13 protein-coding genes are annotated in these 12,669 nt (G+C 44.9%); 2 read left to right on the plus strand and 11 right to left on the minus strand.

Annotation, left to right across the window (positions count from 1 at the left end):
* Positions 1-54: 54 nt before the first annotated feature.
* Positions 55-882 (minus strand): pyrroline-5-carboxylate reductase, encoded by an 828-nt coding sequence (proC, locus tag ACMXYS_RS01455; RefSeq protein WP_415897397.1) that lies wholly within the window; start codon positions 880-882, stop codon positions 55-57.
* Between the two features lie 18 nt (positions 883-900).
* Positions 901-1,596: a YggS family pyridoxal phosphate-dependent enzyme gene (locus tag ACMXYS_RS01460; protein ID WP_415897398.1), complete on the minus strand. Its 696-nt coding sequence runs from the start codon at positions 1,594-1,596 to the stop codon at positions 901-903.
* Between the two features lie 91 nt (positions 1,597-1,687).
* Between ACMXYS_RS01460 and ACMXYS_RS01465 the strand changes: the two genes are divergently transcribed.
* Together ACMXYS_RS01465 and ACMXYS_RS01470 are read left to right on the plus strand one after the other, a co-directional pair.
* On the plus strand, positions 1,688-2,722 hold the full coding sequence (locus tag ACMXYS_RS01465; RefSeq protein WP_415897399.1) for a type IV pilus twitching motility protein PilT: 1,035 nt from the start codon (positions 1,688-1,690) through the stop codon (positions 2,720-2,722).
* A gap of 22 nt (positions 2,723-2,744) precedes the next feature.
* Positions 2,745-3,911 carry a PilT/PilU family type 4a pilus ATPase gene (locus ACMXYS_RS01470; RefSeq protein ID WP_415897400.1) on the plus strand — a complete coding sequence of 389 codons (1,167 nt, stop codon included), beginning with the start codon at positions 2,745-2,747 and terminating at the stop codon, positions 3,909-3,911.
* Between the two features lie 60 nt (positions 3,912-3,971).
* Here the strand turns inward: ACMXYS_RS01470 and ACMXYS_RS01475 are convergent, their stop codons facing one another.
* The 9 genes from ACMXYS_RS01475 to ACMXYS_RS01515 are packed head-to-tail and all read right to left on the minus strand — an operon-like array spanning position 3,972 to position 12,663.
* Positions 3,972-5,246 carry a dihydroorotase gene (locus ACMXYS_RS01475; RefSeq protein WP_415897401.1) on the minus strand — a complete coding sequence of 425 codons (1,275 nt, stop codon included), beginning with the start codon at positions 5,244-5,246 and terminating at the stop codon, positions 3,972-3,974.
* A gap of 5 nt (positions 5,247-5,251) precedes the next feature.
* Positions 5,252-6,256: an aspartate carbamoyltransferase catalytic subunit gene (locus ACMXYS_RS01480; RefSeq protein WP_415897402.1), complete on the minus strand. Its 1,005-nt coding sequence runs from the start codon at positions 6,254-6,256 to the stop codon at positions 5,252-5,254.
* Between the two features lie 9 nt (positions 6,257-6,265).
* Positions 6,266-6,781 carry a bifunctional pyr operon transcriptional regulator/uracil phosphoribosyltransferase PyrR gene (gene pyrR, locus ACMXYS_RS01485; RefSeq protein ID WP_415897403.1) on the minus strand — a complete coding sequence of 172 codons (516 nt, stop codon included), beginning with the start codon at positions 6,779-6,781 and terminating at the stop codon, positions 6,266-6,268.
* On the minus strand, positions 6,762-7,238 hold the full coding sequence (ruvX, locus tag ACMXYS_RS01490) for a Holliday junction resolvase RuvX (protein ID WP_415883227.1): 477 nt from the start codon (positions 7,236-7,238) through the stop codon (positions 6,762-6,764). Before ruvX ends, pyrR begins: the two co-directional genes overlap by 20 nt.
* A 54-nt stretch (positions 7,239-7,292) precedes the next feature.
* A complete protein-coding gene (locus ACMXYS_RS01495; protein WP_415883228.1) occupies positions 7,293-7,865 on the minus strand; it encodes a YqgE/AlgH family protein in 573 nt (190 codons plus the stop codon).
* Positions 7,866-7,901: 36 nt separating this feature from the next.
* Positions 7,902-8,834, minus strand: a complete 933-nt coding sequence (locus tag ACMXYS_RS01500) for a TonB family protein (protein ID WP_415897404.1) — start codon at positions 8,832-8,834, stop codon at positions 7,902-7,904.
* Between the two features lie 30 nt (positions 8,835-8,864).
* On the minus strand, positions 8,865-9,818 hold the full coding sequence (gene gshB, locus ACMXYS_RS01505) for a glutathione synthase (protein WP_415883230.1): 954 nt from the start codon (positions 9,816-9,818) through the stop codon (positions 8,865-8,867).
* A gap of 50 nt (positions 9,819-9,868) precedes the next feature.
* Positions 9,869-10,597 carry a 16S rRNA (uracil(1498)-N(3))-methyltransferase gene (locus ACMXYS_RS01510; protein WP_415897405.1) on the minus strand — a complete coding sequence of 243 codons (729 nt, stop codon included), beginning with the start codon at positions 10,595-10,597 and terminating at the stop codon, positions 9,869-9,871.
* 8 nt (positions 10,598-10,605) lie between these two features.
* Positions 10,606-12,663, minus strand: coding sequence for an EAL domain-containing protein (locus ACMXYS_RS01515; RefSeq protein WP_415897406.1), 2,058 nt, complete (start codon positions 12,661-12,663; stop codon positions 10,606-10,608).
* Between the last annotated feature and the right edge of the window lie 6 nt (positions 12,664-12,669).

Here is a 12,669-nt window from a genome sequence, read left to right on the forward strand (position 1 = left end):
TCACGCAGTATAGAGTGTAGCTGTGTGATGTTGAACCTTTGTTGGGCCTTCCCGCTAATCTTTACCTAGTTCTTCGGCAAGTTCTACAGAACGATCATTACATGCTTTCATTGCGTCATCAAAAAGTTCAGGAAGTTCGCCTTCGATAAAGCACTTGATCGCTTGCTCCGTTGTACCGTTAGGTGAGGTTACACGGCGACGAAGTTCAGCTGGGTCAAATTCACTCTCTTTCGCCATTTTAGCTGCTCCAAGAGCAGTCTGTAGTGTTAGTTGTGTGGCAGTTTCTTTTGAAAGGCCTAGTTTTTCACCGGCAGCAATCATGGACTCCATCACAAGGAAGTAATATGCCGGGCCTGAGCCTGATACAGCGGTTACGGCATCAAGTTGTGATTCTTCATCTACCCATAATGTAATCCCTGTAGCATCTAAAACAGTTTCCGATTGTTGGCGGTGTTCGGCGGAAACTTTAGCGTTGGCGTAAAGTCCACTAGCGCCAGTCTTTACAAGTGCTGGGGTGTTAGGCATACAGCGAACAATTGCAGTGTTTCCGCCTAGCCATTTATCTATGCTAGTTGTCATTATGCCTGCGGCTACTGAAACAATTAGTGGTTGCGAGCTTTGTACGCTATCAGCAATTGATGCCGTTACTGCTTTTAAAATCTGAGGTTTAACTGCTAGGACCACAACATCAGCCGCTTGAACTGCTTCGTTGTTATTTGTCGTTGTTTTTAGGCCTTGTTCTTTTAAATCTGCAAGGCGTTCAGCTTCAGGTTCGCTGGCCCAGATTTTTTCTGCTGGGTAGCCGTTGCTGATTAGGCCGCCAATGATAGCGCGTGCCATGTTGCCAGCACCGATAAACGCGAGAATAGGTTGGTTATTCACAATAGATCCTTACAAAAATTAGGCGGACTTAGGTGCCCGAGGGCCAAAAATGGCTGTGCCAATGCGGACAATAGTAGAGCCCTCTGCGATAGCAGCATTCATATCTCCAGACATGCCCATTGATAGTGTATCTAATTGAGGGTGTTTGGCCTGTAATTCAAGCTGTAGTGCTTTCATTTTTGCAAAAGCGGCTTGTTGTTCCTTTGGATCTTCAGTCGCTTTAGGGATTGCCATAAGACCACGAACACAGATGTTAGGCAGTTTGCTAATCTCCTCAACCAGAGTATGCAGTTCTTCAGGTCGACAGCCTGATTTGCTCTCTTCGTTACTGATATTGAGCTGAATGCAAACATTCAGTGGTTCCAGCTCTGTAGGACGCTGCTCGGAAAGTCTCTTAGCGATTTTTAAGCGGTCTAAAGTATGAAGCCAATCAAAGTTTTCAGCGACAGAGCGGGTCTTATTGGATTGCAGTGGACCAATAAAATGCCAGCACAGCCTGAGCTCTTTTAACTCGTTAATTTTGTCTAAACTTTCCTGTAGGTAGTTTTCGCCAAAATGCACCTGACCTTCGTTTGCCGCAATACGAATATCGCTTGCAGGGCGTGTTTTACTGACGGCTAACAGGGTGATGTCTTTAGTGTTTCGTCCATTGATAGAGGCAGAAGAAGCTATCTCAGAACGAACCTTCTTCAGATTCTCTGCTATGATTGACATATATTTGTGACCTTAGCAATTGGATTGCAACGGGGATTCTGCTAGAACTACCTTATAACTATATAACGCAGTACCGGGTTACAGGAACGTTATGGATATTACCGAACTTTTATCATTTACCGTACAACAAGGTGCATCTGACTTGCATATTTCTGCAGGAATGCCCCCTATTATTCGTGTTGACGGTGATGTACGTCGTATAAAACTGCCTTCATTGGATCATAAGCAAGTTCACACACTTGTCTATGACATCATGAACGATAAACAGCGTAAAGAGTACGAAGATGTGCTCGAAACGGATTTCTCGTTCGAAGTCCCTGGTTTGGCGCGCTTTCGTGTAAACGCATTTAACCAAAACCGTGGTGCAGGTGCTGTTTTCCGTACGATCCCAAGTAAGGTTTTGACTTTAGATGATCTTGATATGGGTAAGGTTTTTCAGGATCTGTCTGAAAAGCCGCGTGGATTAGTGCTTGTGACGGGCCCTACTGGGTCCGGTAAAAGTACCACCTTGGCTGCGATGGTCGATTACATCAATGATACTCGTGCAGATCATATTTTAACGATCGAAGATCCAATCGAATTCGTGCACGAAAGTAAAAAATGCTTGGTTAACCAGCGTGAAGTGCATCGAGATACTCATAGCTTTGCACATGCGCTTCGATCGGCACTTCGTGAAGACCCGGATATTATCCTTGTAGGTGAGATGCGAGATTTGGAGACTATCCGTCTTGCGCTTACTGCTGCTGAAACAGGTCACTTAGTGTTTGGTACTTTGCATACGACCTCTGCAGCAAAAACAATTGACCGTGTGATTGATGTATTCCCAGCGGCTGAGAAAGATATGGTGCGATCCATGCTCTCAGAGTCATTGATGGGTGTGATATCGCAAACACTGTTGAAAAAGCCAAAAGGCGGGCGAGTTGCTGCTCACGAAATTATGATTGGTACACCGGCTATACGTAACCTTATCCGTGAAGATAAAGTAGCGCAGATGTATTCGGCGATCCAAACGGGTGCAGCATTTGGTATGAAAACGTTGGATCAATCTCTACAAGAGTTGATGCAGAAAGGATTAATCTCGCGCGAGACAGCCCGTGAGCGAGCAGCCAACCCACAACAGTTCTAATTGGGCTTAGGAGACAAACGGCGTGGATTTTACGCAGCTACTAAAGGTCATGGTAGATAGGGATGCCTCTGACCTTTTTGTAACGGCCGGTGCAAGGCCTACGATTAAAGTTGATGGTACTTTGAAACCGTTAACTAAAGACACTCTCAAACCTTCACAGGCACGAGCGCTTGTTTATAGCACTATGAATGACAAGCAGCTGGCAGAGTTTGAGGGCTGTCATGAATGTAACTTTGCGATTAGCGCTCCAGGTTTAGGACGTTTTCGTGTATCTGCATTCTTTCAGCGTAACTCAGCGGGTATGGTGCTTAGGAAGATTAATAATTATATCCCGAGTTTAGAAGAACTGAATTTACCACCGATTCTACGTGATTTGTCTATGACAAAACGAGGGTTGATCTTGTTTGTTGGTGGTACCTCTACGGGTAAATCGACTTCCCTAGCATCAATGATTGATTACCGTAATACCAATCACCGCGGTCATATCATTACCATTGAAGACCCGATCGAATATATTCACGAGCATAAGCAAAGTATCATCACTCAACGCGAAGTCGGCATAGATACCGACTCGTTTGACGTCGCCCTAAAAAATACGCTACGTCAGGCACCTGATGTGATTCTGATGGGTGAAATTCGTACTCGGGAAACTATGCAGCACGGCATTGTATTTGCCGAAACGGGTCATTTAACGTTGGCAACACTACACGCCAATAATGCTAACCAGGCATTGGATCGTGTCATCAGTTTCTTCCCGCCTGAGCATCATGATCAGCTATGGATGGATTTGTCGCTGAACTTGAAGGCGATAATCGCGCAACAACTTTTACCTACGAAAGATGGTAAGGGGCGTCGTGCAGCGATTGAAGTCTTGATCAACACGCCATTGATTCAGGATTTGATTCGTAAGGGTGAAGTTCATGAAATTAAAGATGTGGTTAAGAAATCGACCAACCTTGGGATGCAGACGTTCGATCAATCGTTGTTTAATCTCTACAAAGACGGGGTGATTACTTACGATGTGGCGCTAGCCCATGCAGATTCGCCAAACGACCTTCGTCTAATGATTAAGTTGAGCGCTGACACCAACCCAGAACTTGCAATTGATGAAGATAATCAATCATTCCATTTGCAAGATGAAGAGGATTATCTGCACAACGAGGGTGAAGCAAACATTAAGGGTATGTGATTAAGGTTTTGCTAAACTGGAATTAAAAAGCCGCGATATCACTATCGCGGCTTTTTGTATTTAGGCGCTGTAAACTACTTGCCCTTGGAAAAGTGTATGGGACACTTTTCCTTTTAGAGGGTAGTGCATAAACGGGGTGTTTTTGCCTCTTGAATGGCAAGTTTCAGGTGTGAGTTGCCATTCACTATCAGGGTTGAAAATACAGATATTTGCAGAGCTGCCAACACTTAGATTACCTGTGGCTAAGCCTAAAATTTCAGCAGGGGCAGTGGTCAGTTTTTCAATCAGTTGAGGCAGATCTAACATGTTCTGTTCAACCAGTAATAAGCCTAAAGGCAGCAATGTTTCCAAGCCGATCATACCTGGTTCGGTATCTGCAAATGGCGCCTCTTTCGCTGCACGTTCATGCGGCTGGTGATCAGAACAGATCGCCTGAATGCTTCCACCTAACAATCCCTGAATTAGCCCAGCACGGTCTAGCTGACTACGCAAAGGAGGGATGAGGTGGAAGTCATTGTTGAAGCCGTTCACATTTTCATCAGTCAGTAGCAGGTTCTGGATCGATACATCTGCTGTTACCGGAAGGCCTCTTTCGCGTGCTTCGGTAATCATACGAACAGAGCGTTCACAGGATAGCTGACCAAAGTGTGCGCGAACGCCTGTCTGCTCTACAAGCAGTAAGTTTCGAGAGACGTCGATAGTTTCCGCTGATTCTGGGATGCCATTTAGACCTAAGCGAGTACAAGTACTCCCTTCATGCATGCAGCCGCCTTTCGCTAAGGCGTTATCTTCAGCTTGGAAAATCACGAGTAGGTCGTGAGTTGCGGCATATTCTAGGCAGCGAGTTAGGGTTAGGGAATCAGCTACCGGATTGCGTGTATTAGTAAATGCAATACAACCCGCTGCTGAAAGCGCAGCCATAGGTGCAAGTTGCTCGCCCTGTAGGCCTTTAGTTAATGCGCCCATAGGTAAAATTTGCATTTTACCTTCTTCTTCACAACGATCCTGAATCAGTTGTGCAACTGCACGCGTATCAATTACAGGGTTGGTGGAAGGTGGTGTCACTATTGTGGTTACACCGCCTGCTACCGCTGCAGCTGCCTCTGTTTTTATCGAGCCTTTCTGCGCAGGGCCCGGCTCACGAGCATGGGCGCATAGGTCTATTAAGCCGGGGCAAACAATCTGATTTTCAGCATTAATTGTTTGCTCTGCATCGAAGCCTTCTGGAGCAGAATCGTAAGCTGCAATTTCGCCGTTAACTATGTATAGATCGGCAACTTTGTCAGTTTGGTTTGCCGGGTCAATGATACGACCGCCTTGAATAAGAATGTTCATGGTCGTTACTCTCCTGCTTCCAACGTGCTTGGGCGGCTTTTAGCTTGGCCACTCATGGCCATAGACATTACAGCCATACGCACTGCAATGCCGTTTGTTACCTGATCTAAAATGAGGGAGCGATCACCATCAGCAACGGATGATGCTATTTCAACGCCGCGGTTAATCGGACCTGGGTGCATAACGACAGCATCAGGTTTTGCTAGCTGCAGTTTGTCCATAGTAAGACCATAGAGCTTGTAGAACTCGCTTTCGCTTGGAAGAAGAGCGCTGTTCATACGTTCTTTCTGAAGGCGCAGCATCATTACAACGTCAACGTCTTTGATGCCTTCTTGCATATTGGTGAATACCTTCACCCCTAAGGCTTCTATATTGCGGGGTAAAAGTGTATTTGGCGCGATTACGCGAATTTCATTTACGCCTAGGATGCGTAGTGCATGAATCTGAGAACGAGCCACTCGGGAATGTAAAATGTCTCCAACAATCGCCACGGTTAATGGTGCAAAATTACCTTTAGCCTGGCGAATGGTTAGCATGTCCAGCATTGCTTGCGTTGGGTGGGCGTGACGACCATCCCCTGCATTGATAACAGCGACATCGGGTGTTACGTGTTCAGCGATAAAATGTGCTGCACCGCTACTCGAATGGCGGACCACGAACATGTCAGAGTGCATAGCATGCAGTGTCATTAGAGTGTCTTTAAGTGTCTCACCTTTAGAGGTCGAGGATGTGCTGATATTTAGGTTAAGAACATCAGCAGAAAGGCGTTTGGCTGCTAGCTCAAATGTTGAAAGAGTACGGGTACTAGCTTCAAAAAATAGGTTTACGACGGTTTTACCTCTTAACAGAGGAACCTTCTTCACCTGTTTAGCGCTCATGTCTACAAAAGAGTCTGCTGTATCTAAAATTTCAGTTAGCAACTCGCGAGATAGCCCTTCTGTGGTAATAAAGTGCTTTAGTTCGCCTTCATCTGTGAGTTGAATCTGATTCGGATCATTTTGTTCAAACATGATAAATACTCAGTCGTCAGAACGATTACGGATTTCCAAAGCCAGTGGCTCAGGGCCTGTAAGTTTTACAGTTTCGTCGGCACTTATTGCTAGTGTGCCGCCAATTATATCTGCCTGTATAGGTAATTCACGCTGTTGCAGGTCAAGCAGTGTTGCAAGAGTTATGGATGCTGGGCGGCCATAGTCAAACAGTTCATTCATGGCAGCACGAATCGTGCGACCACTCATGATGACGTCATCTACAAGAATAACGTGACGCCCTTCTGTTGTGCAGGGTAGCTTGGAAGGTTGAACTTTAGGGTTTAAACCACTTGTGCCAAAGTCATCTCGATGAAAAGAGATATCGAGAACCCCTAAAGGACTGTCTAGATCTAATGCTTGGTGTAGGTGCTCTGCTAACCATACCCCGCCCGTATGAATGCCGATCATTAATGGATCAGGTTTATCATCTTTAGACAGTAATGCCTGTAACTCCAGCTGCATTTTTTCCAGCAGGGCTTCAGCATTAAGTACGTTTGTTGTCATAAACTTCCTCCAATCGGGTATGGCTAGGAATTCTAATGTCGCAATTAAACCAGCTTTCTAAGATCAGCTGCGCTGCAAGGCCATCGACAGACTCTTTCTTAAAATTATCACTGCCCCCAGCAGCAAAATGAATCTCTTTGGCTTCGGCCGTGGATAAACGTTCGTCCATCAAGAAACAGGGCGTTTTATACCGTTCATGTAATCGGTTGGCAAACTTCCTTGCTCTATGGGCCATATCACTGATAGTGCCGTCAAAGTTAAGCGGTATGCCGACAACCAAAGCGTCAGGTTTCCATTCATTTATTAGTTTTGATATTTCATCCCAATTGGGTTGACCATCTCGGGCAGAAAAAGGAGGAAGTGGTGCGGCAGTACCTGTAATGCTTTGACCGGTTGCCACCCCTATGCGGGAGGTTCCAAAATCGAATGCTACAACTTGATTGATCTGATTACTCATGCCTGTGTCAGAGCCTTATATCCCAAATGGACATGATGCCTGACATATAATGTATCAGGCGTGTCCGGGCAGGGCGGTTAGTAGATCAAGGTTAATGCCCAATATTGATGCGGCTGCCTGTAAGCGATCACCAGCCGGAGTGCTGAAGAGTATATCTGAATTTGCTGGGCAGCTTAACCAAACATTGTCGCTCATCTCTTGCTCAAGCTGACCAGGACTCCAGCCTGCGCAACCGAGTGCAACTAAATAATTGTGTTTAAAACGTCCCTCTGCTGCAGCTTCTATAGCGTCAATTGAGGTGGTGAGATAAATGTCATCCGCCACACAGTGGCTATTACTCCATTCAAAAGGGTCGGCTGCTTTGTGAAGGACATAGCCTCTGTCGCTTCTGACAGGACCTCCGCTGAAAATAGCTTGCTGTTGATTCGCGATAGAAGAGCAGGGAAGGTTGAGGTGGTCACACAATTCAACCAGGGTGATGCCTACAGGACGGTTAATCACAATACCCATAGCACCATAATCACTATGGTCACAAATATAGGTAACGGTTTGAGTAAAACTCTGGTCGTTCAGATGAGGCATGGATATAAGAAAATGGTTTCGTAACGAACAGCTCGATGAGGTCATAATTACAGGCCCATTTTTATCTAAGTTATTTAAGGATTAGTCCAAATAGGCACGTTTCTCAAATTTCCAAGTACGAATAATCTCTAGGATATCTGTACTTTTTCTCATCTCTATAGGGAAGGGTTGGAAGGGAGCCGCCAGTCTAACAATCTGTATAGCGGCATCATCAAGGATCGGTTTACCAGATGATTCAAGGATCTCAATAGTTTTTACTGAGCCGTCAGGCTTGATAGCGACAAGTAGGCGTAAGCGGCCATACATTTTGTTTCTTCGAGCTTCTTCAGGGTAATTAAGATTACCTATGTTCTCAATTTTTTTTCGCCAGTTATGCAGGTAGAGAGCGTCTTCACGTTTTTTAGTGGATGCTGAAGTAAGGCGTTTAATTCGAGGCTGTTTGGCTCTCATTTCTCGATGAGCATTAATCTCTGCTTGTAAGCTAGCCATCTCTAAACTTCTCGCAAGAAGGGAGGTGCCGGGAGAGCCTCCGGACGGCACTTTCTGTTGTTGCTTAGCGGTCTTTGTAACAGTTTGCTTCGAACTTTGTGTGGCCGTGATGACTTTTTGTTTCGCTTTTTGTTTGGAGTTATTGTCTGCTTTTGTATTTGCTTGGACGGCTACGGTGCTTGGTTCTGGTTTAGGGGGATTTGGTTCAACCGCTTGTGCAACGGCTGTGGCTTGTTTCGGCTTGTTATCTCTAAATTCAGCTTTTTGAGGTGTAGATGGCAGTAGTTTTTCTTTACTTATGCCGCTGCCTTCTTGATTCGCTTGTGCAATAAAGTCGGCTTGCTTAGGAATTGTTTCTTGTTGGTATTGAGCTAAGGTGATCTCAATTGTTTTTTGTGGTGGACGCTCGTTATTGAATGTAAACGTGATCCCCAAAATCGCAACCGCATGTAGTGCGGTCGCGAAAAATAACGTAAAACCGAAACGTTCAACCGCGGTCACTGTTTGTGTTACAGCGGTGCTCACTTCGTTAGGTCCTTTGCTCGTTGCATCTCTTTATTGCTTTGCCAGTTTTTGTTCTATTGCATTCATTAGCTGCATTCCGATATCCAGATCGTATTGATTATTCAATTCGCGAATGCAGGTTGGACTAGTCACATTAATTTCTGTTAGGTAGTCGCCAATGACATCTAAGCCGACAAATAATAACCCTTTTTCTTTTAAGGTAGGAGCAATCTGTTCACAGATCCAATAATCTCGTTCAGTCAGTTCGCGTCCTTCTCCTCGGCCGCCTGCGGCCAAATTGCCTCGAGTTTCCCCTTTCGCCGGGATTCGAGCTAGGCCATAAGGCACTGGTTCACCATCCACTAATAAGATGCGTTTATCGCCATCTACGATTTCAGGAATAAACTTTTGAGCCATGATGGTTTGTTGGCCGTGATTTGTAAGTGTCTCAATAATCACGCCTAGATTCAGGCCATCTTCTTTGATACGGAATATTTGTGAACCGCCCATACCATCGAGTGGTTTGAAGATGACGTCACCATGTTCTTTGTGGAATTCGCGGAGCATAGATTCATGCTTGCTAACCAATACAGGGGGGCAGCATTGTGGAAAATGAGTCGCGAACAGCTTCTCATTAAAATCGCGAAGGCTTTGGGGCTTGTTAACAATTAAAGAGCCTTCTTTTTCAGCTTGCTCTAATAGATAGGTTGTGTAGATAAATTCGTTATCGAATGGTGGATCTTTACGCATCAAAATCACGTTAAGATCGGACAGGTCATGGGTCTCGTATTCGCCGCGTTCAAACCATTTTTGCTCGTTCATCATTATTTTAATAGGAGCCATCTTAGCTTGAGCTTTACCGTCTAGTGAGAATAGATGCTGCTGCTCCATATACCAAAGCTCCCAGCCTTTCTGCTGGGCCGCCCATAGCATGGCGAGTGAACTGTCTTTTTTGAATGTGATGTTATCGATAGGGTCCATCACAATGCCGAGCTTAATTGTCATTTTTTGATCCTTAATCTTTACCATTTAAGCGCACAGGACATAATTTGCGCTTAAGCTAGGTCGCCCCATAGATAATTGAGTAATGTTAATGCGGCTACGGGAGCTGTTTCTGTGCGCATAACGCGTGGTCCAAGTGTCAGGGGTTTGAAACCATATCGAGTAGCAAGTTCAACTTCTTCGCCGGTAAGGCCGCCTTCTGGGCCAATCAGTAATGCAACAGAGCCTGGAGCAGACATCTTTTGCAAGGGCTGTTCACTGTGATGATGTAGCACAAGTTTAAGCTCAGCATCTTGGGAGGCGAGCCATTTTTCTAAATCGGTTGGATATGCTATTTCAGGGGGTATAGTCCGACCTGATTGTTCACAAGCACTAATAGCAATTTGATGCCAATGCTTCACACGTTTTTCTTGGCGATCTTTGGGTAGCTTTACTTCACAGCGTTCAGAAAAAAGAGGGGTGATCGATTTTACGCCCATTTCGGTACTTTTCTGTACGGCATAATCCATTCGCTCTCCGCGCGAAAGGGTTTGGCCTATGCTTATTGGCAAAGGGCTTTCGGTAGAAGAGGGTGTACTTTCAATAATTCGCGCGGTAACGCTACGCTTTTCAATGCTGATGAGTTTGGCTTGATGTTCAGAGCCGTCGCCGTTGAAAAGAATGATCTGATCATCAGGTCGCATTCGAAGGGAGCGACTGACATGTTGGACAACAGAATCGCTTAAAGATATATCCGCACCGGTTTGTAGGGGCTGAGATTCGAAAAAACGGGGTATTCTCATAATAAAATTTAGTCGCCTTCAATGATTAGGTCTTCATCGATCAGTGCCTCATAGTCTGCCACGGCGAGAGGGCGGCTTAATAAATAGCCTTGGACTACATCGCATTGCTCTTCACGGAGAATAGATAGTTGACGTTCAGTTTCTACACCTTCTGCTACAACGTGAAGCTGTAAGCCTTGGGCCATGAGAATGATTGCCTGCACTATTTTTAGATCCTGAGGATTAGTATCGATGTCATCGATAAAAGATTTATCAATTTTAATATGATCGACTGGAAGGTTTTTGATACGGCTAAGCGAAGAGTAGCCCGTACCGAAATCATCTATAGAAATGCTGACACCGAGATCACGTACGCGTTTTAATTTCTCCTGAATACGGCCTAGATCTTCGATCAATACACCCTCGGTAAGTTCAAGCTCTATATGTTCAAGCGATACATTGTATTGAGAAAAAATGCTTTGTAGCTTTTGCTCGAAATCGTTTCGTAGAAAACTGATGCCAGATAGGTTGATAGCAACGCGAGGAAAGGCAATGTCTTTGTCTAACCAAATACGGCATTGCTTGGCTACGGCATTTAGCACCCAGTGATCAAGGCGTGAAATCAAGCCGCTTTGCTCCGCCAGAGGAACAAAAACTGCTGGTGAAATAGGGCCTAGTTTGGGATGTGTCCAGCGTAATAAGGTTTCAGCTGACAGCGGCGCATTACTTTCTAGATCGAACAACGGCTGGAATACCAAATAAAATTGGTCTTGGTCCATTGCGGCTGATAGATCTTGCCACAGAGCGATTTTTTGTTCCGTTGTTTGTCCTTTAATCTGGTTGAAGTAGAGCCAGCCTTGCTCTCGTTTGCGGGCAGTTTTAGCGGCGATTTCTGAACGGCCTATCAATTCAAACTGTTGATCTCCATCTTCTGGGTAAGAGGCTATGCCTATACGCGCCCCAATTTGAATTTGTAGATTATCCAATTGGATAGGTTGTTCAATGGTATTGAGAATAGAATCGGCTATATCTGCAAGGTTGATGTGTGCTGGTTTGTTTATGAGCATTAGTCCAAAGCAGCCTTCGCCGATTCGCGCTAATCGATGGTTGATAGAGAGTATTTGCCTTAAGCGATTAGCTGTCTCAATCAGGATTTGGTCACGCTGCTCGTCGCCTAATTCTATGGTTAAGTTTCTTAGGAGATCCAAGCGGATAAACAGAAATGAAACCTGTTCTTGGCTTTCGAAATTGCGAATTATCTCTCGTTCAAGCGCTTCGCCAATCGCTCGTCGATTATATAGGCGAGTGACAGGGTCAAAATTCTCGAGGAACTGAACATGTTCCTGCATATAACGTAAACGCTTATTTTCAATCAAATGATCACGAAACTCTTCTAGAGATTGCGCCATTTGGCCTATTTCATCTTTATGATGAGTAAAGCGTATCTCTTGATCTATATCTCCTGCAGATAGGCGTTTCATCTGACCAGACAGAATAATGATGGGTTGAACAATATTGCGTGATATCAGTACCGCAGTCGCAAATGCAGCAAGTAAAACGGCTAAGGTTATCGTGATGTAACTTAGCGCGCGATTAATGTAGACGGGAATTAGATCATCGAGGTACACCCCAGTACCAATAATAAGATCACTGTCAGGTATTAGCTGCGCGTAAGTAAGCTTTTCGAGGGAGGGGCCTCCGTCAGGTTTCGGTAGGTAGAGTTTCCAGAATTGAGATTTTTCGGGATTCTCCAAAATTTTCTTAAAGCTGGCTGCAATGGCTTCGCCATTTTTTATGTTGGGTACTTCATTGATTAATAGTCCTTCAAGCTCAGGGCGCTTGGGATGAAGATAAACTCGCACTTCGTCGGTCATTAAAAAGATATAGCTGCTATCTGAATAGTTTGTGCCATAGATGAGCGAGCGAAGTCGTTTTAAATATTCATTTTCAGAAATCTGTTGGGATTCTTTTAACGCGCGCAGATGAAGAACCTGACTGGCAGATGCTTGAACAACACTGCGAATTTGATCTTTTTTTCCGGCCAAGGTGTCTTGGTATGAAAAGTAAAAGGCAAGACTGGAAGTCATCAATAT

The organism is Neptuniibacter sp. QD57_21, assembly GCF_047778075.1.
Classification (GTDB): domain Bacteria; phylum Pseudomonadota; class Gammaproteobacteria; order Pseudomonadales; family Balneatricaceae; genus Neptuniibacter.